This is a genomic window from Ferrovum sp. PN-J185 (assembly GCF_001581925.1).
In the GTDB taxonomy this organism is placed as follows: Bacteria; Pseudomonadota; Gammaproteobacteria; order Burkholderiales; family Ferrovaceae; genus PN-J185.
Map to the genome: position 1 here is coordinate 674,605 of NZ_LQZA01000001.1, position 20,426 is coordinate 695,030.

At 37.1% G+C, this 20,426-nt stretch carries 18 protein-coding genes; 14 read left to right on the forward strand and 4 right to left on the reverse strand.

Annotated features, from left to right (window positions below; translation table 11 throughout):
* Position 1 precedes the first annotated feature (1 nt).
* The 3 genes from FV185_RS03305 to FV185_RS03315 are packed head-to-tail and all read right to left on the reverse strand — an operon-like array spanning position 2 to position 2,836.
* Positions 2 to 1,402 (reverse strand): PhoH family protein, encoded by a 1,401-nt coding sequence (locus tag FV185_RS03305; RefSeq protein WP_067493507.1) that lies wholly within the window; start codon positions 1,400 to 1,402, stop codon positions 2 to 4.
* A 35-nt stretch (positions 1,403 to 1,437) separates the two neighbouring features.
* Positions 1,438 to 1,896 (reverse strand): peroxiredoxin, encoded by a 459-nt coding sequence (locus FV185_RS03310; protein ID WP_197457738.1) that lies wholly within the window; start codon positions 1,894 to 1,896, stop codon positions 1,438 to 1,440.
* A gap of 28 nt (positions 1,897 to 1,924) precedes the next feature.
* Positions 1,925 to 2,836: a 4-deoxy-4-formamido-L-arabinose-phosphoundecaprenol deformylase gene (locus FV185_RS03315; RefSeq protein ID WP_067493509.1), complete on the reverse strand. Its 912-nt coding sequence runs from the start codon at positions 2,834 to 2,836 to the stop codon at positions 1,925 to 1,927.
* An 87-nt stretch (positions 2,837 to 2,923) separates the two neighbouring features.
* Here FV185_RS03315 and typA point away from each other — a divergent pair, with 87 nt between their 5' ends.
* From typA to FV185_RS03350, 7 genes are read left to right on the forward strand one after another with little or no spacing between them, the layout of a single operon-like run.
* On the forward strand, positions 2,924 to 4,741 hold the full coding sequence (gene typA / locus FV185_RS03320) for a translational GTPase TypA (protein ID WP_067493511.1): 1,818 nt from the start codon (positions 2,924 to 2,926) through the stop codon (positions 4,739 to 4,741).
* Between the two features lie 42 nt (positions 4,742 to 4,783).
* On the forward strand, positions 4,784 to 5,272 hold the full coding sequence (gene mobB, locus FV185_RS03325; protein WP_067493513.1) for a molybdopterin-guanine dinucleotide biosynthesis protein B: 489 nt from the start codon (positions 4,784 to 4,786) through the stop codon (positions 5,270 to 5,272).
* Between the two features lie 21 nt (positions 5,273 to 5,293).
* Entirely contained in the window at positions 5,294 to 5,551 is a 258-nt protein-coding gene (gene moaD, locus FV185_RS03330) for a molybdopterin converting factor subunit 1 (RefSeq protein ID WP_067493515.1), read from the forward strand.
* Between the two features lie 3 nt (positions 5,552 to 5,554).
* Positions 5,555 to 6,010: a molybdenum cofactor biosynthesis protein MoaE gene (locus FV185_RS03335; protein WP_067493517.1), complete on the forward strand. Its 456-nt coding sequence runs from the start codon at positions 5,555 to 5,557 to the stop codon at positions 6,008 to 6,010.
* Positions 6,011 to 7,474 (forward strand): efflux transporter outer membrane subunit, encoded by a 1,464-nt coding sequence (locus FV185_RS03340; RefSeq protein WP_067493519.1) that lies wholly within the window; start codon positions 6,011 to 6,013, stop codon positions 7,472 to 7,474.
* A 21-nt stretch (positions 7,475 to 7,495) separates the two neighbouring features.
* Positions 7,496 to 8,650, forward strand: a complete 1,155-nt coding sequence (locus FV185_RS03345) for an efflux RND transporter periplasmic adaptor subunit (protein WP_229346893.1) — start codon at positions 7,496 to 7,498, stop codon at positions 8,648 to 8,650.
* Between the two features lie 15 nt (positions 8,651 to 8,665).
* On the forward strand, positions 8,666 to 11,710 hold the full coding sequence (locus tag FV185_RS03350; protein WP_067493521.1) for an efflux RND transporter permease subunit: 3,045 nt from the start codon (positions 8,666 to 8,668) through the stop codon (positions 11,708 to 11,710).
* A gap of 2 nt (positions 11,711 to 11,712) precedes the next feature.
* On the opposite strand, the gene FV185_RS03355 is transcribed toward FV185_RS03350, so the two are convergent.
* Positions 11,713 to 12,489, reverse strand: coding sequence for a ferredoxin--NADP reductase (locus FV185_RS03355; RefSeq protein WP_067493523.1), 777 nt, complete (start codon positions 12,487 to 12,489; stop codon positions 11,713 to 11,715).
* Positions 12,490 to 12,577: 88 nt separating this feature from the next.
* On the opposite strand from FV185_RS03355, the gene FV185_RS03360 reads away from it, so the two are divergent.
* From FV185_RS03360 to FV185_RS03390, 7 genes are all read left to right on the forward strand, one after another.
* On the forward strand, positions 12,578 to 13,726 hold the full coding sequence (locus FV185_RS03360; protein ID WP_067493526.1) for an aminotransferase class I/II-fold pyridoxal phosphate-dependent enzyme: 1,149 nt from the start codon (positions 12,578 to 12,580) through the stop codon (positions 13,724 to 13,726).
* Positions 13,723 to 15,018: an adenosylmethionine--8-amino-7-oxononanoate transaminase gene (gene bioA, locus FV185_RS03365; RefSeq protein WP_067493527.1), complete on the forward strand. Its 1,296-nt coding sequence runs from the start codon at positions 13,723 to 13,725 to the stop codon at positions 15,016 to 15,018. The genes FV185_RS03360 and bioA overlap by 4 nt, the downstream gene beginning before the upstream one ends.
* Positions 15,015 to 15,692, forward strand: coding sequence for a dethiobiotin synthase (gene bioD / locus FV185_RS03370; RefSeq protein WP_067493529.1), 678 nt, complete (start codon positions 15,015 to 15,017; stop codon positions 15,690 to 15,692). Before bioA ends, bioD begins: the two co-directional genes overlap by 4 nt.
* Before the next feature lie 42 nt (positions 15,693 to 15,734).
* Positions 15,735 to 17,150, forward strand: a complete 1,416-nt coding sequence (locus FV185_RS03375) for a sodium:solute symporter family protein (RefSeq protein ID WP_067493531.1) — start codon at positions 15,735 to 15,737, stop codon at positions 17,148 to 17,150.
* Between the two features lie 21 nt (positions 17,151 to 17,171).
* Positions 17,172 to 18,200 carry a fumarylacetoacetate hydrolase family protein gene (locus tag FV185_RS03380; RefSeq protein WP_067493533.1) on the forward strand — a complete coding sequence of 343 codons (1,029 nt, stop codon included), beginning with the start codon at positions 17,172 to 17,174 and terminating at the stop codon, positions 18,198 to 18,200.
* 127 nt (positions 18,201 to 18,327) lie between these two features.
* The gene (locus FV185_RS03385) at positions 18,328 to 19,551 is read left to right on the forward strand and encodes a type II and III secretion system protein family protein (RefSeq protein ID WP_067493535.1); all 1,224 of its coding nucleotides are present in this window, start codon (positions 18,328 to 18,330) and stop codon (positions 19,549 to 19,551) included.
* 122 nt (positions 19,552 to 19,673) lie between these two features.
* A complete protein-coding gene (locus FV185_RS03390) occupies positions 19,674 to 20,408 on the forward strand; it encodes a GGDEF domain-containing protein (RefSeq protein WP_067493537.1) in 735 nt (244 codons plus the stop codon).
* Positions 20,409 to 20,426 lie beyond the last annotated feature (18 nt).

Sequence of the window (20,426 nt, forward strand, 5' to 3'; positions counted from 1 at the left end):
CTTATAACACTTCTGCTGCATAATCAGCAAGACGTGAACGTTCTCCTCGTTGCAGTGTTACATGACCGCTATGACGCCATCCTTTAAAACGATCAACCACATAAGTTAAACCAGAACTGCCCTCAGTAAGATAGGGAGTGTCTATCTGCGCAATATTACCCAGACATACCACCTTAGTTCCTGGGCCAGCACGCGTAATCAGGGTTTTCATTTGTTTTGGCGTTAAATTCTGTGCTTCATCAATGATTAAGTATTTACTTAAGAAGGTTCGTCCACGCATAAAGTTCAAGGACTTGATTTTAATTCTTGAACGTATCAAGTCTCTTGTCGCTGCACGACCCCAGTCGCCTGCTTCATCATCATTTTTATTGAGTACATCCAAATTGTCTTCCAAGGCACCCATCCAAGGAGTCATTTTCTCTTCCTCAGTACCGGGTAGGAAACCAATATCTTCACCTACAGGAACAGTTACCCGGGTCATAATGATTTCAGAGTAAGTTTGGTGTTCTAGGGTCTGCATTAATCCTGCAGCAAGGGTTAGCAGTGTTTTGCCCGTTCCTGCCTGACCTAGTAATGTCACGAAGTCAATATCAGGATCCATCAGGAGGTTTAGCGCAAAATTTTGTTCTCTATTGGCAGCGTTAATACCCCAAATATTATTTTTCTGCGAGGTGTAGTCTCGAATTGTTTGTAATACAGCAAATTGGTTGTTTTTTTCCTTTACAAAAGCATAGAAAGGAGTATCACCATCGTCTTGATAGACAAACTCGTTAAGGAGGAATGTGTTTACCATGGGTCCCTTTACACGGTATAAAGTACGACCCTGTTCCTGCCATGATTCAATATCTTTGCCATGAGAATCCCAGAAATCGGAGGGAAGCTCGCGTGTTCCGGTGTAAAGAAGATCACTGTCTTCAAGTACTTTGTCATTAAAATAATCTTCAGCCTCAACACCCAGAGCACGCGCTTTAATCCGCATGTTGATGTCTTTACTGACTAAAATAACAGGACGGTTAGGTTGTGCACGCTTTAATTCCAGTGCAACTGCTAATATTTGGTTATCACCTTTCTCATGGTTTAATGGTGATGGTAATACTCCGCCCGATAGGGTTTGTAGAAATAAAGAACCAGTGACATTGATTTCACCTTCTCTGGCTAAAGGGATACCGCGTGAAATATCCCCTTTTTCCTTATTGACAATTTCATCAAGAAAACGACTGACCTGTCGAGCATTACGAGCCACTTCAGTCATCCCTTTCTTATTATTATCAAGTTCTTCAAGAATGATCATGGGTAGATAAACATCATGCTCTTCAAACTGAAAGAGTGAAGTAGGGTCATGCAACAACACATTGGTATCAAGGACAAATAGTTTTTTTTCTTCTACGTGTTTTTTGACCATGGACAGAGGTTTCCTTGTGATGTAAGCGATATAGTTTAAAGTGTTTTAATAAAGTCCAGTACTGCCTGGGCGTGACCTGGAACACTCACACCACGCCATTCTTTTCTTAATTTACCTTCTTTATCAATGACAAAAGTACTGCGTTGAATACCTCTTACTTGTTTGCCATACATATTTTTCATTTTAATAACATCAAAAATATTACATGCAATTTCATCAGGATCACTGAGAAGGGGGAAAGGATAATCAAATTTACTTTTAAACTTTTCATGGGAGGACAGGCTGTCTCTGGATATACCTAATATGGAACATTTTAAAGTCTTAAATTCTTCATAAAGGCTTTTAAATTGTAGCCCCTCATCAGTACATCCAGGTGTGTCATCTTTTGGGTAAAAATATAAAACCAAAGGGGCGCCTTTCATCGCACTGAGTTGAAATTTTAATCCGCCTGTGGCAGCTAACTCAAAGTCTGGTACAGAAGTCATTAATTCCATTGTCTAATCCTCATTAATAATTAGTTTTTTAATTTTCATTGCCTATATGTTGACACATTAGTAACCCGGAACGCCCGTTAATTTCCTTCCATTGCATCTCACAGTAAGGAAGAGGGGTGGTAATACCTAAAGCATAATCTGTCATTGTGACAAATTCATAATGTTGTTGTTTCCAGCCTTGAATTAATTGATCAAGAACGTGTATTAACTTCATCCCTTCTAATTCTGCATGCAAGGTAAATACTTGCAATGCTTGGTCTGTATTAGCAGTTAGTGATAATACATGCTGTGCCACATTGGTTTCATTTAGCTCATTTACCCCTATAAGTTCATCAAGTGTGGGTAAAGTGGTGGGTAATTGGGGGCAAGATAAATGTTTACCATTAATAATAGGCAAAAAAGGATAGCTGCCGCGACAATCTGACGATACTAAAAACCGCTTATCATCTAACCATTGATAAGCGTAGTCATTCATCTGCCATCCTGCCGCCCCATGTACACGACAAGGCTCACCATAAATATCATAGAAACGCTCGTAAGCTTTATCCATAAGCGCATGAGTCCAGAGCTGATTGGCCTCTTTAACGCCATCTTGCCAAGCAATATGATCCCAAGTGTGAATTCCCACATCGAAACCTTGAGTAAGGGTATTTTTGATGATGTGGCGTGCTTTAATACCGATATCAGGTCCTGGTAGCAATGTGCCATAAAGAAGAGTTTTTAGCCCGTAATGCTCAATTACAGAGGTGCGTGATACTTTGTTTAAAAAACCAGGTCGAAAGACCCGTTTTATTGCTCGACCTGTATGATCTGGGCCTAAGCTAAACAAAAAGGTAGCAGGTACTTGATGCGAATTAAAGCACTGAATTAGGTTGGGTACTCCCTCCAACGTTCCTCTCAAGGTGTCTACGTCTATTTTTAAAATAATTTGTGCTGTCATAGTTGTGACTATGGCTAATTTTTCTCGGATGCGCAACCCCTACTACATGATAGAATAGAGGGCTAAATTCTTTTGGATCTATTTATTATGGCACGACAACTTCGCAATATCGCAATTATCGCTCACGTAGACCACGGTAAAACCACCCTTGTGGATAAGCTGTTACAACAATCTGGTACTTTTGCAGCGCATCAATCTGTATCAGAAAGGGTCATGGATAGTAATGATCTCGAAAAAGAGAGAGGTATTACGATTTTAGCCAAAAACTGTGCCGTAGAATATGAAGGAACCCACATTAACATTGTGGATACTCCAGGACATGCGGATTTTGGTGGTGAAGTTGAACGTGTGTTATCCATGGTCGACGGTGTTTTACTTTTAGTGGATGCAGTAGAAGGTCCCATGCCACAAACGCGCTTTGTAACAAGAAAAGCACTAGCTCAAGGATTAAAGCCAATTGTTGTTGTGAATAAAATTGACCGACCAGGTGCACGTCCTGATTGGGTGGTAAATCATACATTCGATTTATTTGATAAATTGGGCGCCACAGAAGAACAATTAGATTTTCCGGTGGTTTATGCCTCAGCACTGCAAGGTTATGCGACTCTTGATCCAGCCAATCCAGGTAAAGATTTGAGAGCATTGTTTGAAGCTATCGTGAAGTATGTACCAGAACGTCCAGGTGATCCGGATGGTCCTTTACAATTACAAATCACCTCACTTGATTACTCAAGTTTTGTGGGACGTATTGGTATTGGCAGGATTCATCGTGGAAAAATTAAGCCTAATCAAGAAGTGATGGTTATGCGTGGTCCTGATTCCACACCTAAACGCGCGAAAATTAATCAAGTTCTTGGTTTTAAGGGGTTAGAGCGTGTGCAATTTGAGGTCGCTGAAGCGGGCGATATCGTTTTGATTAACGGGATTGATGATATTGGTATTGGCGTCACTATTACCGATGTCTCTCAACCAGAAGCTTTGCCTATGTTGGCTGTGGATGAACCCACCTTAACCATGAATTTTCAGGTAAATACCTCTCCTTTTGCCGGACAAGAGGGTAAATTTGTCACCAGTAGACAAATACGTGAACGGTTAGATCGTGAACTATTAAGTAATGTTGCTTTACGCGTAGAAGAAACAGATGATACCGATGTATTTCTTGTGTCAGGTCGTGGTGAATTGCACTTAACAATCTTACTTGAAAATATGCGTCGTGAAGGGTATGAACTTGCTGTTTCTCGTCCTCGAGTGCTTATCAAGGAAGTTGATGGACGTAAACTTGAACCATTTGAAATGCTGACAGTGGATGTGGAAGAAACTCATCAGGGTCCTGTTATGCAGGCTTTGGGTGAAAGACGTGGAGAATTACAAGATATGCAGTCTGACGCAAGAGGTCGTGTTAGATTGGATTATAGAATCCCTGCCCGTGGGTTGATTGGTTTTCAGTCTGAATTTTTAACGCTTACCCGTGGTACTGGTCTGATTAGTCACGTTTTTGATGATTATGATGATATGAAACCAGAAATTCCAGCGCGTCATAATGGTGTCTTAATTTCTGCAGAGCAGGGTGAAGCGGTAGCCTACTCTTTGTGGAAACTCCAAGATCGCGGGCGAATGTTTGTTGTACCGGGTGATAGAGTGTATGAAGGGATGATTATCGGTATTCATAGCCGTGATAATGACTTGGTAGTTAATCCTGTTAAAACCAAACAATTAACTAACGTTAGAGCGGCAGGAAAGGATGAGGCAGTGGTACTTACGCCTCCTGTCTTATTGACTTTAGAGTCAGCCATTGAGTTTATTGCTGATGATGAGTTAGTGGAAATCACCCCTGAAACCATTCGTTTGAGAAAACGTCACTTGCAAGAACATGAACGAAAAAAAGCTGCGCGTGGTTCAGAATAGCTTGATTTGGGTAGGTAATAACTAGCAAACTTAAGGTGTTAGATGGCGAAAATCATTGGTTTTGCCGGTTACTCAGGTTCCGGCAAAACGACGCTTATAGAAAAACTGATACCGATTTTTACCGGTAAAGGATTGCGTGTTTCTGTTATTAAACATGCCCATCATCGTTTCGATATTGATATTCCTGGAAAAGATTCTTGGCGACACCGAGAGGCAGGTGCAACAGAAGTGTTAGTGGCATCGAGTCACCGTTGGGTTTTGATGCATGAATTACGCAATGAGCCAGAGCCTGATTTGGATCAGTTAATTAATCGATTAACTGATCCTGATATTATTATCGTTGAAGGTTTTAAAACTCACCCTATAAAAAAAATCGAAGTATGGCGAGAGCTTACACAACACCCAAGAATTGCCCCAAACGATCCCCATGTAGTAGCGGTTGCCAGTGATAAACCAACTCAAGACAATCTTATACAATTGGATATTAACCAACCCCAGCAAATTGTTGAATTTATCCTTAAATTGTCTTAATCAATACAGGATTGTAAGATCATGAATGTAACGCTTAAGTATTTTGCTTCTCTACGTGAAAAATTAAACTTATCCGAAGAAAAAATTGAGTTACCAGAGCACGTTACTAACGGAGAACAGTTGAAACAATTTTTAAGTCAACGTGGCCAAATTTGGCAAGATAGCTTGATCAATTCTGGCACAATTCAAATTGCAATTAACCAAACTCGATGTACATGGCACGATTCTTTTGCAGAAAATGATGAAATAGCTCTTTTCCCGCCAGTCACAGGAGGGTAAACTATGTCGGTACGGATCCAAACTAATTCGTTTGATTTAGGTAGTGAAACCCAACAACTCAGGGCTCAATACCAGCAGGTGGGGGCGGTAGTTGGATTTATTGGTACTGTAAGAGAGCAAGGGTCTCAAGGGCAGCTTACCCACTTGGAGGTGGAGTTTTATCCTGGGATGACTGAGAAGTCGATGCAAGATTTAGAGACCCATGCCAGAGAACGTTGGTCCTTAATTGACGTGTTAATGATTCATCGGATTGGCAAACTAGCCGTCCAAGAGGATATTGTGTGCGTAGTAGTATTAAGTGAACATCGTCAGGATGCTTTTGAAGCTGCTCAATTTTTAATGGATGCATTAAAGTCCACAGTACCTTTTTGGAAAAAAGAAATTTATCTGAACCAGGAAAGATGGGTTGAGGCAAAACAAAGTGATGAACAGGCTTTTTTACGTTGGAAGAACAATTAATTGAAAAGACTCATATACATATCATCTTTCTTATTGTTATTGAATGGTTGTGCTGTCGGACCTGATTTTACTCGTCCTGTCGCTCCTAATGTGTCCTCTTACGTTAAAAATAATAATCCACAAGTAATTAGCTCTAATTCACAAGATGAGTTTGGAGCAACGCAACAGTTAAAGAATCTACCAGTTAAATCTGACTGGTGGACTCAGTTTGGTAATGAAAAGTTAAATCAATTAGTCGATAAGGCTTTAAAGAATAACCCTAATGTCAGTGCGCTGCAGCAAACTCTTGAGGGGGCAATGAATACTGCCTTAGCTCAGGAGAGAACTTTAACGCTTCCTGCCATTAACGCCAATTTATCTGAGACTAAGCAACGATTCAATCCAGCCTCATTTGGACAACCTAGTCCACCTTCCATTTTTAGTTTAACTAATGCCTCAATTGGTGTGTCTTATTCTCTTGATTTGTTTGGTGGAATACGACGCCAAATAGAAGCTACCTATGCCCAAGCAGAGGCACAGCAGTATACCTATGAAGCCGCTAGGATTACGTTAGCCGCCAATGTGGTGACCACTGCCATTCGTCGTGCAGCAGTAAAAAGGCAAATTGAATTAACTAAAAGTATTATTAAAAAACAAGCGGAGATTTATCAAACTACATTACAACGCTATCAAATTGGTGCTTTATCTCAGATGGATGCAGCCAACGCCAAAGAGCAGTTGGCTTTAATAAAAAGTACACTACCAGCTCTTCAAAATCAGTATGCGACACTTGAGAATCAGTTATCTGTTTATCTTGGCCAATTACCGGCGCAAAATGAGCTTAGTGACTTGAATTTAAATGAGATTAAATTACCTCAAGAATTACCCCTCTCAGTACCCTCTGAATTAATTCATCAACGCCCTGATATACTGACTTCAGAAGCATTACTTCATGCGGCTACAGCTCAAGTAGGTGTAGCTATTTCTGGGGAGTACCCCAATATTACAATTAACGCCTCGTATGGTGCTCTAGCGGCAAATCCTAATTCTATTTTTTCAAGAAATTCTGCGATTTGGAGTTTATCCTCTGGATTAGTTCAACCTTTGTTTCGTGGTGGAGCGCTTGAAGCAGAAACGGATGCTGCAAAAGCGTTATTAAAAAGTGCAGCGTTACAATATCAACAAACTGTATTAAATGCATTCCAAAACGTCTCCGATACAATAACCACTCTTGAAACTGATGGACAATATCTTGACCAATCTCATGAAGCTTATGAGGCTGCTAGCAACCAATCTCAACTTACTCAAACCCAATTCGAAACTGGATCGAGTAGTTATCTGCAGTTGTTGAACGCTACATTACATCAACAACAAACTGAGATTACTTTAATTCAAGCTAGAGCAAGTCGATTAAATGATACTGCAGCGCTGTTTCTTGCCTTAGGAGGGGGTTGGCATAACTCACCTTCTCATACTTCAAAATAATTCTGCTTTAGGATGACAATAATGATGGAAAGTCACAACAGTGAAAGTAAATCCTTAACAAAAAAACGCATGATAATCATGTTGATTATTTTTGTGGTGGTAATGGGCGGGATTGTTGGGTTCAATTTATTTAAACAACATGCTATTAAAAAGTATATGAACTCTATGGGAATTCCTCCACAAACTGTTACTACAACCATTATTCATTATAGTGAGTGGACTCCAACTATTGATGAAGTAGCAACATTACGTGCGGTAAGAGGAGTAAACATAAGTACCGAATCAGCTGGATTAGTAAAAGTCGTTAAGTTTCATTCAGGGCAACACGTTAAAAAAGATCAAATTTTATTAGTCATTAATAATGATGCTGAAGTGGCTCAATTAAAAGTACTCAAAGCCAACTTAAGTTTAGCTAAGTTAGTACTTGAGCGTGACCGTAAACAATATGGCTTTAAAGCCATTAGTCTTGCTCAATTACAATCAGATGAAGCGGATTATCAAAGTAAGACTGCACAAGTTCAAGCACAACAAGCCTTGGTTGAGAAAAAAATTATACGTGCTCCATTTTCTGGTCAAATTGGAATAACGACTGTTAATCCAGGTCAATACATCAACGTAGGAGATAAAATTGCAACGCTTCAGCAGACGTCTCCTATCTTGGTGGATTTTACTGTGCCCCAACAGCAACTTCGATTCCTTAAAACAAAGCAGCCAATTTCATTAACCACTGATGTTTGGCCAAAACAAATTTTTAAAGGTGAAATTGAAGCAATTAGTTCTGAGGTAGATCAGGCAACGCGAAATATTGCCATACAAGGTGCAATCACTAACGATCAACATCAATTGTTACCAGGCATGTTCACTATGGTTCATTGGCAATACGGTAAGGCTCAATCTTATTTAACTTTGCCGCAAACTGCGATTACATTTAATCCCTATGGTGCCACAGTGTTTGTTGTCAAACATCCTGCCGAGAGTAAATTACCTGTAGCACAACAAGTATTTATTACAACTGGTGCAACACGTGGAGATCAGGTTGCGGTAATGTCAGGAATTAAAGAAGGGGATGAGGTGGTAACCAGTGGACAGCTTAAATTAAAAACGGGTATACCCGTTTCCATTAGTCATATGGTGGAACCTCCCAATAATCCTGCCCCAACACCTCAAGAACATTAATTAGGATAGAGCATAATGTCTTTTACAGATATTTTTATACGTAGGCCTGTCTTATCAATTGTGGTTAGTCTTTTTATATTGGTATTAGGGTTACGATCCATATTTGGTTTACCAGTTAATCAATATCCACGTACGCAAAATGCGGTAGTCACTATCACTACTAATTACTTTGGTGCGGATGCAAAAACTGTTGCAGGATTTATTACTCAACCGCTAGAGTCTGCAATTGCTCAGGCTCAAGGTATCGATTATTTGTCGTCAAATAGTTTACTTGGTACATCCATTATTACCGCTACCTTAAGACTGAATTATGATCCCAACAAAGCATTAACAGAAATTAATACACAAGTTAATACAGTTCTTAATCAATTGCCGACAGGGACTCAACAACCTGTTTTGTCTGTAAAAGTAGGTGAAACAATTGATTCCATGTATATGGGCTTTTATAGCGATGTACTACCCACAAATAATGTTACTGATTTTTTATTAAGAGAAGTTAAACCTCAATTAGATTCAATTGAGGGGGTTCAAACTGCCGAAATATTAGGGGCACGTAATTTTGCTCTAAGAGCTTGGTTAATTGACAGCAAAATGGCTTCATTTGGTATTTCTGCACAGGATGTTTCCGCAGCATTAGCAGCTAATAATTATCTAGCTGCAATTGGTTCTAGTAAAGGGCAGGCTGTGAGTGTTGATTTAACCGCTAATACAGATTTACATAGCGTAGAAGAATTCAGTAATTTAATTGTAAAACAATCTGGTAATACAACGGTACGTCTTAAGGATGTCGCCCATGTTGTGTTGGGTGCCGATAATTATGATTTTAATGTGGCGTTTGATGGCCAAAAATCTGTTTTTATTGGTATTAAAGTAGCACCAAATGCCAATGTATTGGACGTAGCGAAACGGGTAAGGGCTGTTTTTCCGTCAATTAAAGCGAAATTACCAACCGGACTAACAGGTAATATTGTTTATGACTCAACGCAATACATTACTACCTCTATTCATGAAGTAGCAAAAACCCTTCTTGAAGCACTTGTCATAGTGACTTTAGTCATCTTTGTTTTCTTAGGAAATATCAGAGCAGTTGTGATACCAGTAGTAGCCATGCCACTCTCATTAATTGGCACGTTTCTTATTATGCTGATATTGGGCTACTCCATTAATTTGCTGACATTACTCGCTTTGGTTCTTGCCATTGGTTTGGTTGTTGATGACGCCATTATTGTTGTGGAAAATGTTGATCGTCATATGAATGAAGAGGGTAAATCTGCCTGGGATGCTGCAATATTAGCAGCCAGAGAATTAGGTGGTCCTATTCTTGCTATGACAGTGGTACTTATTGCTGTGTATATACCTATTGGTTTTCAAGGAGGGTTAACCGGCGCATTATTTACTGAGTTTGCTTTTACTCTAGCAGGGGCAGTGACGGTATCTGGAGTAATAGCACTGACCTTGTCTCCGATGATGTGTTCTAAATTTTTTACTAGTAATCAACACAATAATTCTTTTGCACACTGGATTGATAAACAATTTGAACGGGTTCATAACAAATATCATCGTCTTTTAAGTGTATTACTCCAGACTAAATCTGTTTTAGTAGTGATGGGTGTCTTGTTACTATTTAGTGCTGTCTATTTATTTGCGACTTCAGCTAAAGAATTAGCGCCCACAGAAGATCAGGGAATTGTTCTTTATTCGATGACAGGCCCTGCTAATCCTTCAGCAGATGAGATGCAACGCTTTGCAGAAGAGTTACATAAAATTGCAAAAACTGAGCCTGAGTATATGCAAATGTTCCAAATTACTGGCTCTCCGGTTATTAATCAAGGTATTGGTGGGGTGGTGTTTAAACCTTGGGACCAGAGAACAAGAAGCGCTGAGGCCTTACAAAAAGACTTACAAATGAAGTGGGGACAATTACCAGGAGCACGCGTGGCAGCGTTTCAGTTTCCTCCCTTACCTGGAACACAAGGTCTTCCTGTTCAATTTGTTATTAACACCACTGATTCATTTGGTAATTTAAATGATGTTGCACAAAAGGTAGTTGATGATGCTAGAAAAAGTGGCATGTTCTTCTTTGTTGATGCGGATTTGAAGTTAGATAAACCGCAGGCTACTTTTGTAGTTGATAAAAATTTAGCAAGCAATCTTGGTTTGACACAAAGGGATATTGCTAATTCTCTCAATAGTGCATTAGGGGCAGGTTACGTAAATTATTTTTCAATTGATGGTCGCTCTTACAAAGTGATACCCCAAGTAGAACAGGTTGATCGATTAAATCCAGATCAGTTGTTAGATTTACATTTTAAAACTCCGAATGGTCAAATGGTGACTGCGAGATCGATAGGTACCATTAAGCGAGAGGTTGTACCAGAGGTAGTAAGCCATTTTCAACAATTAAATGCTACTACGATTGCCGGTGTGGCTACTCCTTTTGTTACTCAAGATCAAGTTTTAGCTTTTTTAAAAGAGACTACAAAAAAATACGCACCAAGCGGATATAACATTGATTATTCTGGGGCATCAAGACAGTATATTAAAGAGTCTGGTAGTTTTGTTGTGACACTATTGTTTGCAATTTTAATGGTCTTTTTGGTATTAGCGGCCTTATTTGAAAGTTTTCGTGATCCTGTGGTTATATTAATTTCAGTACCTATGGCTCTATTTGGAGCGCTAATTTTTATCAATCTAGGGCTTACTACACTAAATATTTATACACAGGTTGGATTGGTTACACTGATGGGTTTAATTAGTAAGCATGGTATTTTAATTGTTCAGTTCGCAAATCAAAAACAAAAAGAGGGATTAACAAAACTTGAAGCAGTGATTGAAGCTTCTGCAATAAGACTACGTCCAATCTTAATGACAACAGCTGCTATGGTTTTAGGAGTTTTACCCTTAGTAATTGCAAGTGGCGCTGGGGCAGCTGGAAGAAGGGCGATGGGTATTGTGATTTTTTCTGGTTTATCTATTGGGACACTCTTTACTTTATTTGTTGTCCCCGCCGTGTATTTGGCTTTAGCGCAAACACACAAAGCGGGAAATAATCAGCAATAAGTTTATTTTTCTACGAATGCACGTTCAATGACGTAATCACCTGGTTCACCTACACCAGTTGATATTTTAAACCCGCGCTCATCAAGAAGAGCTGATATATCTTTGAGCATACCTGGACTACCACAAATCATTGCTCGATCCACTTCAGGGTTAAGCGGTGGTAAGCCTATATCATTGAAGAGTTGTCCAGTTTCAATAAGCGTAGTAACACGTCCTGTGGTTTCAAATTCTTCACGTGTAACGGTGGGATAATAGATCAGTTTTTGTTTAACTTCTTCACCAAAAAACTCATTGTTTGGCAGTTCATGTTTAATGAAATCACGATACGCTAATTCAGATACTTGCCTTACGCCATGTACTAAAATAACTTTGTCAAAACGTTCATAGGTTTCAGGATCCTTGATAATACTCATAAAAGGAGCAAGACCTGTACCTGTAGCAAATAAGTAAACATGTTTACCTGGGAGTAAGTCGTGTATGACTAACGTCCCTACAGGTTTTTTACTCACTAGTATGTCATCACCCACTTGTATATGTTGAAGGCGAGAAGTAAGTGGACCATTGGGAACTTTAATGCTTAAAAATTCTAAATGTTCTTCATAGTTGGCGCTAGCTATACTGTATGCGCGTGTCAAAGGTTTTCCTTCAACCTCAAGACCTATCATTACAAAATGACCGTTTTCAAAACGAAGTCCAGGATCGCGGGTAGTTGTAAAACTAAATAATGTGTCATTCCAATGATGAACTGAGAGAACTTTTTCTGTACCAAAAGCTGCCATAATATTAAATAACCAAGTGATTAATAAACATAATTGGTCATTATAATAGTAAACAATAATCCATTAAAGAACGATTCCTTATATTTATATGCATGATTTGTTTAAAGAAAGACTAAATGATTGGCGAAATCAAGGGCTATGGCGTGAAAGAAAATTAATTCATTCACCTCAGCAGCCATACTTACTGGTTAATCATGACAAATTACTCTCCTTTTCGAGTAATGATTATCTTGGGTTAGCTAACCATCACAAGATTATTGAGGCGATGAGAAATGGATTAAGTGAGTTTGGTGCTGGATCCGGCTCCTCAGCTATGGTGAGTGGTCACAATAAACTTTTCCATTTGTTAGAAGAAAAATTTGCTCATTATTTAAATCTAGAAAAAGCACTTCATTTTTCTACTGGTTACATGGCCAATATTGGGGTATTAAATGCAATCACTATTCCAGAGACCGCAATATTTTCAGATGAACTAAATCATGCCAGTTTAATTGACGGTATTCGGTTGGCAAAACCACAACAACTCCATATTTATAAACATAACGATCTTAGTGATTTAGAGAGCGCTTTAAGACACTCTACCTATCGCAATAAATGGATTATAACTGATGGCGTATTTAGTATGGACGGCGATATGGCTCCTATGACTGAGTTGCTACGTTTAGCTGAACACTATAACGCTTATATTTATGTCGATGATGCGCATGGATTTGGTGTTATGGGGCAAACAGGAAAAGGTATATTAGAGCAGTTTAATATAGCTTCTCCTCGTGTTCTTTATATGGCAACTCTTGGTAAAGCAATGGGGGTGTTTGGCGCTATTGTTGCGGGTGACGCGGTATTAATTGATTGGATTTTACAAAAAGCAAGAACCTATATTTTTACAACTGGAAGTCCACCAGTCCTAGCCGCGGGATCAATTGCTGCACTCATGTTACTTGAGACGGATTTGAGTTATGTGGTTAAACTTAAGCAATTAATCTCTTATTTAGCTCAACAGCTAGGTCAGTTTAAGCAATATAAATCGTCTAACTCGGCCATTCATCCTATTATTGTTGGGAGTAACGAAGAGGTAATGCGTTGTATGGATATATTGTTACAGGAAAACATATGGGTTCCTGCAATACGCCCGCCAACTGTTGCTCCTGGCAGTGCAAGGCTTAGGATTAGTTTGTCTTCTCAGCATGAATTAAGTGATATTGATAGATTAGTGGATATTTTAGTTAACATCTTATGAGTAAAGAAAATAGTTGGGGTAGCAGAAGTTTGGCGGGGGTATGGCATCCTTGTACGCAAATGAAATTTCATGAGGATTTCTTACCTATTGTTATTAAAGAAGCATACGGCGTTCGTCTAATCGATGAATTTGGAAATAGTTATATTGATGCAATAAGTTCGTGGTGGGTAAATATATTTGGCCATCAAAATGAACGAATTAAACGTGCAATTGTTGATCAATTGAATAAAGTTGAGCATGTTATGTTGGCTGGATTTAGTCATCCACCCGTTATAGAACTGTCTGAAAGACTAAGTGAAAAAACCAATAACAAACTCGGGCATGCTTTTTATGCCTCGGATGGTGCATCTGCTACAGAAATTGCCTTAAAAATGAGTGCACATTATTGGCGTAACAAAGGATACTCAGCAAAAAATCAATTTCTTGCATTAACCAATAGTTATCACGGTGAGACGATAGGTGCTTTAGGTATTACGGATATCCCAATATTCAAAAACGCGTATGCAGATTTAATTCGCTCAGCCGCGTTAATGCCAGTCCCTTATTCACATGAAGACAGTGAGATTGATGCTTGTTTAAATTACGTTGAGATTTATTTACAGGAAAACTGTCAGAATGTGTCATCAATTATTGTTGAACCACTCGTACAGGCTGCAGCAGGAATGCTTTTTTATTCACCTCGTTATCTTGATGGCTTGTCTCAATTGGCAAAACAGTATCAAATACATTTAATTGTTGATGAAATTGCCATGGGGTTTGGGCGTACAGGTACTTTTTTTGCATATCAGCAAACTAACGCCAAGCCTGACTTCATTTGTTTGTCTAAAGGAATCTCAGGTGGTTTTTTACCATTGTCTGCAGTACTAACGACAGATGATGTTTATCAAGCATTTTATACAAATGATATTTCTCAAGGCTTTTTACATTCTCATTCATATACAGGTAACCCTCTGGCCTGTCGAGCTGCACTTGAAGTTTTGAATATTTTTGATGATGAGCAGATACTGGAAAAAAACAACACACGCTTAACCAAATTCAATGAACTTTTACAACCACTTATAGAACATTCCTCTGTTATTGATTGGCGTCACATTGGCATGATCTGGGTATTTGATATCAATACAAACAATCCTATTTTTGCTAAAGATTGTTATCGTTTAGGTTTGAAGTTTGGAATATTAATTCGTCCGATTGGTAATCATCTTTATTTTATGCCGCCATATACTATTACTGATAATGAATTTAAAGAATTAGTGAATGCTACAGTAAAAGTATTAAATGAGGTGGAATGATGACAATAGGATGGTTTGTTACTGGTACAGATACTGAAATTGGTAAAACTACTTTTAGTACATTATTGTTAGATAGTTTGAAAGAAAATGGATTTAAAGTGGTTGGATTCAAACCCGTTGCTTCAGGAGCAAAATGGATAAATGGTGAACTCATTAACGATGACGTTAACCAATTACGTGAACATTCAACTAATCACTATACAACTAATCAAATTAATCCGTATTGTTTTGAACCGGCTATTGCCCCACATATCGCGGCAAAGGAAGCGCAAGTTAATATTGATTTTGAATTAATCAAACGTTCATTTGATTCACTCATTGGTAATGTAGACAAGGTGGTTATAGAAGGAGCGGGTGGTATTTTGGTTCCATTACATGATCATTTATTAACTATAGATTTATGTGAGTTTCTAGCCTTACCTGTCATTATTGTTGTGGGGATGAGATTGGGCTGTATTAATCATGCTTTGCTCACAGAAAAGTGTATTTTGAACAGAGGAATTCAAGTATCAGGATGGGTTGCTAATTGTGTTGATCCAAATATGTCTCGTTATTCAGAGAATTTAAAGACTCTTACCCAATTAATGACGACTCCTTTACTGGCTGAGATTCCTTATCAAAATACAAATAAAAAGACCATTACTTGGCTTAATAAAGAAGTTTTAATTAAATAATAAATATCGCTATACTTAACTTTTTTATCATTTACATAATATATGTTATTAGGTTTTGTTATCGCTTACTGGATTATTTCTGTGGCCATAGGCTTATGGGTGGCTTTACGTGTTCACAATACTGCTGATTATGCAGCAGCAGGTCATAGTATGCCGTTGCCTGTAGTAACTGCCACTGTATTTGCCACATGGTTTGGTTCGGAGACAGTACTTGGTATTCCAGCTACTTTTTTAAAAGAGGGTTTGCATGGCGTAGTTGCAGACCCTTTTGGTTCGTCATTATGTTTAATATTAGTAGGGTTATTTTTTGCAATTAAGTTGTATAGAAAAAAATTACTCACTATTGGAGACTTTTACCGCCAGCAGTATGGTCGAACGGTTGAAGTATTGGTAACTATATGTATTGTGATTTCTTATTTAGGTTGGGTTGCAGCTCAAATTAAAGCCTTAGGCTTAGTATTTAACGTCGTATCAGATGATTCCATTTCAAAAGAGACTGGAATGATCATTGGAGCTGCCACGGTAATGATGTATACGTTATTTGGTGGCATGCTATCTGTTGCGATAACAGACTTTATTCAAATGATAATTATTATGATTGGTATGCTGTATATAGGGTGGGATTTAAGTGTTCCCGCTGGCGGCATACTTAATGTTATTCATCATGCGAATGTAGACGGTAAATTTAACTTTTGGCCTAAACCATCACTGACAGAAATAATTGCTTTTTTTACTGCTTGGATTACCATGATGTTGGGTTCAATACCGCAACAAGATGTATTTCAAAGAGTAACCTCATCGAATAACGAAAAAACTGCCCGTAATGCCTCAGTTCTAGGAGGAGGTTTATATTTTCTATTTGCTTTTGTGCCTATGTTTTTAGCTTATTCAGCTACTATTATTGCCCCAGATTTAGTTAATAATTATCTCAATTCAGATTCTCAATTAATCTTACCTAAACTTATTTTAGAAAAAGCGCCCTTAATCGCCCAAATTATGTTTTTTGGCGCGTTGCTCTCTGCTATTAAAAGTTGTGCTTCGGCAACGTTACTTGCCCCATCAGTCACCTTTGCGGAAAATATTGTACGTGGTTTTTTTAAAAAAATGACTGATAAACAACTACTACAAGTGATGCGTATTATTGTTTTTATGTTTACAGTACTTGTTACTTATATAGCGATTCACTCTGAATTATCAATTTTTAAAATGGTTGAAAATGCTTATAAGATAACACTTGTGACTGCATTTGTTCCTTTGGTATTTGGCTTGTATTGGAAAAGAACAACACCATTTGGCGGACTCTTGTCAGTATTGTTAGGAGGAGGAATATGGATTATTTGTGAATGGGTAACACCCTCAGCACTTATCCCACCTCAGTTAGCAGGATTAATAGCAAGTTTTATTGGGATGATTATAGGGTCATTGGTTGTAAATCGTAAATTAATTCATGTTGCATAACTATAATTTAGGGGGAAATAAATGAATCTAAATCGACGTGATTTTTTTAAAAAAACAACTATTATGGCAGCAGGAACCGGCGCCTTTACTTTAGGCTTAAATGAAACTGCTTATGCTGATCATCAGAAAACAAAAAAAACAGAGTTTAATATGATTGATGGACTTGTATTACTTACTATTAAACAAAAAGATGGCAAAGAAACCCTCGCTATAAAAGATAAAAAAGGTATTTTAGATGTGGTAAAAGCCTCTTATCAACTACACCTAAATGCCCCTAGTTCATTAGACCAAGCACTTCAAGAAGGGTGGGGACATGAATTAAAACAACTGGTTAATGCTACGCAGAATCATCCAAACCTGTGGCTAAAAGAAGATGAAATTCAATATGGTAAATTATTTAAAAATCCAGGGAAAATTGTATGTGTTGGTCTAAATTATCGTCGACATGCTCATGAAATCGGAATGCAATTCCCTCGTGTTCCTCCGTTATTTAATAAGTATAACAACTCTTTATTAGCTGCTAATGGTGTTATACCCACTCCCGACCCAGCTATTACTCATAAGTTAGATTACGAGACAGAACTTGTCATTGTTATAGGTAAAAGAGCGTTTCAAGTGGCAGAGAATGAGGCATTAAATTATGTGGCGGGCTATGCCACAGGACAGGATTTTTCTGCAAGAGACTTGCAGTTAGAGTTACCAGCCGGTCAGTGGATGATTGGTAAAACTCTAGAGGGTTTTGCACCAATAGGACCCTATATGGTTTCTGCAGATCTAATTAAGGATCCTAATAACTTGTCGGTTGAAACATGGGTTAATGGCGAGAAGAGACAATCCTCAAATACGTCTGATTTTATTTTTAACACACAACAAATGATTTCATATGTCAGTCAACATTTCCCTTTGGAAGCCGGAGACATTGTTTTTACTGGTACTCCAGAAGGAGTTATTTTAGGTAAACCTAAGGATAAACAAGTCTGGCTGAAAAAAGGGGATAAAGTTGTATCTAAGGTAGGAGATTTGGGTGAACTGCAATTTTCTCTTGGTTGAGTGATGCAGATTAAAAAAGTACTGTATTACAGTGCTTTTTTATAAATAAAAAAATTGTTGTTTTACGGTTAAAAAATAATAAATTTTCGGTACATGATAAGAAATAATTTATTTTTATTATTTCGCCATGTACACGAAAAATATATTTGCTGATATTTTCAATATTGTAGTTTTTTTACTACTAATCATCCAGCCCTCTCAGGGGTGGTGTGACCATATCTCTACACTTGGTGCTCAATCTCAAGTTATACAATTAGTTATCGGTGAGAGTAAATCTATATCTATTACTCATATTAAACGCATTGTAGTATCAAATCCGAAAATTGTTGATGTTCAATATGCAAATAATGAAATGCTTTATATAGTAGGAAAATCACTCGGCAATTCATCTATATTAATTTCAACAGATAAAAAGCAGTATATCTACACAATTGATGTAATAAATAATATAAAACCGCTGTTAGATAAAATAAAAACAGTCTTTCCTAATGAAAATAAACTACTTATTCAATCAATAAACGGAGATATTCTTTTATCTGGAGAAGTGTCTACTAATCTTATTAAGAATAAAGTAATTCTATTAACAGGTCATTTATATAAAAATAAGATCGTTGATTTACTTACAGTAAAAAAGGATCCTCAAATATTATTAGAAGTTAAGGTTGTTGAAATACAAAAAAATTACGAAAATAAATTTGGATCAACATTATACGGATCAAATAGCACAAAAAGCTTGTCTGGTATTAGTAACTTTTCTACAGGTTCGCTAGGACAATTTACCATTTTAAAGGGTGGAATTACTACTATAATTGATACGCAATTAACAAAGGATAATGCAAAGATTTTGGCGCAGCCAAATATTATTTCCATGGATAACAAGACAGCTAGTTTTCTTGCTGGTGGAAAATTATTTATCCCTATTCCTATTGCGACAAACTTAGGAGTAAGTTCAGTATCACTACAAGAAGAAAATTATGGGGTTAGTCTTAAATTTACACCACATATTATTTCAGACAATAGAGTTGGTTTAGCGATTGATTCTGAAGTATCAGAATTGGCAGTTTCTTCTACTACATATGGAACTGGTAATAATTTAACTATTATTCCAACTATTATGACAAGAAAAGCAAGTACAAGCTTATTATTAAACGATGGAGATAGTTTGGTTATTGGAGGATTACTACAAAATAATATAAGTAAAGTAATTCAAGCTTTCCCTTATTTATCAGAATTACCAATATTAGGATTGTTATTTAAAAGTCATGACTATCAGGAAAATAAAACTGAATTAATATTTGTTGTGACAATAAGGTTTATTGATAATACTGCTTCAGATGTTTATTTTAGATAATTATATGTCTATCTAGTTAATTATAATTAAGAATCTACTGATAGATAGTTGTCTTAATTGAACTAATGTTTTGAAATATGAGACGCTAATATGCCAATATCAAATATCGTTAAGGATTTGGCATGTTATACAAATCATACAATCATGTAACTATTTCCCTATGGATTATATTAATTTGTATATTAGGTATGCTTACATATTACTTGTGTACATTAATATACCCACATTTTGATTATGTTTTTGTTTTTAAAATGTTATATAACAGTCCTATTTCTTTATCGTTCATTACAAGTATTTTTATTACCAAATTAATTTTAAGTAATAAACGCTTAAAACGAGATTTGCAATATGACGAACTTACACATTTGTATTCAAGAAGAGAGATTTTTCACAAAGCTAATCAAGAAATATTTCGAGCAAACAGAAATCATAAGCCATTAGCAATAATAATTATTGATGTTGATAATTTTAAAGGTATAAATGATAGTCTCGGCCATCCGATAGGTGATTATGTATTAAAAAATGTTGCTGCAGATTTTTTAAAAGTAGTAAGAAATATCGATCACGTAGGTAGAATAGGTGGCGACGAGTTTTTAATAGTCTTACCTGAAACTAACTTTAATGATGCTAAAATTGTTGCTGACAGAATTAGAACAGTAGTCAGTGAACATTCATATCAAATAGCACTTAATCAACAAACTAAAATTACTGTAAGTATAGGTATTACAATTTATAAGGCTGAAGAAAATCTTACCAAAGATAATGTTTTAACAATTGATCAATTGATAAAAAAAGTTGATCAAGCATTACTTTTTGTAAAGCAAAATGGAAAGAATCACACTTACTGTATCAATTAAACAAAATATGTAATTTGA

Bases quoted from the DNA above. Each gene is read 5' to 3' on its own strand.
- FV185_RS03315 (WP_067493509.1), bottom strand. From the start codon at position 2,836: ATGACAGCACAAATTATTTTAAAAATAGACGTAGACACCTTGAGAGGA.
- FV185_RS03335 (WP_067493517.1), top strand. From the start codon at position 5,555: ATGTCGGTACGGATCCAAACTAATTCGTTTGATTTAGGTAGTGAAACC.
- FV185_RS03390 (WP_067493537.1), top strand. From the start codon at position 19,674: ATGTTATACAAATCATACAATCATGTAACTATTTCCCTATGGATTATA.
- FV185_RS03360 (WP_067493526.1), top strand. From the start codon at position 12,578: ATGCATGATTTGTTTAAAGAAAGACTAAATGATTGGCGAAATCAAGGG.
- FV185_RS03385 (WP_067493535.1), top strand. From the start codon at position 18,328: ATGTACACGAAAAATATATTTGCTGATATTTTCAATATTGTAGTTTTT.
- FV185_RS03345 (WP_229346893.1), top strand. From the start codon at position 7,496: ATGATGGAAAGTCACAACAGTGAAAGTAAATCCTTAACAAAAAAACGC.
- FV185_RS03350 (WP_067493521.1), top strand. From the start codon at position 8,666: ATGTCTTTTACAGATATTTTTATACGTAGGCCTGTCTTATCAATTGTG.
- FV185_RS03305 (WP_067493507.1), bottom strand. From the start codon at position 1,402: ATGGTCAAAAAACACGTAGAAGAAAAAAAACTATTTGTCCTTGATACC.
- FV185_RS03380 (WP_067493533.1), top strand. From the start codon at position 17,172: ATGAATCTAAATCGACGTGATTTTTTTAAAAAAACAACTATTATGGCA.
- typA (WP_067493511.1), top strand. From the start codon at position 2,924: ATGGCACGACAACTTCGCAATATCGCAATTATCGCTCACGTAGACCAC.
- bioD (WP_067493529.1), top strand. From the start codon at position 15,015: ATGATGACAATAGGATGGTTTGTTACTGGTACAGATACTGAAATTGGT.
- FV185_RS03375 (WP_067493531.1), top strand. From the start codon at position 15,735: ATGTTATTAGGTTTTGTTATCGCTTACTGGATTATTTCTGTGGCCATA.
- bioA (WP_067493527.1), top strand. From the start codon at position 13,723: ATGAGTAAAGAAAATAGTTGGGGTAGCAGAAGTTTGGCGGGGGTATGG.
- FV185_RS03310 (WP_197457738.1), bottom strand. From the start codon at position 1,896: ATGGAATTAATGACTTCTGTACCAGACTTTGAGTTAGCTGCCACAGGC.
- moaD (WP_067493515.1), top strand. From the start codon at position 5,294: ATGAATGTAACGCTTAAGTATTTTGCTTCTCTACGTGAAAAATTAAAC.
- mobB (WP_067493513.1), top strand. From the start codon at position 4,784: ATGGCGAAAATCATTGGTTTTGCCGGTTACTCAGGTTCCGGCAAAACG.
- FV185_RS03355 (WP_067493523.1), bottom strand. From the start codon at position 12,489: ATGGCAGCTTTTGGTACAGAAAAAGTTCTCTCAGTTCATCATTGGAAT.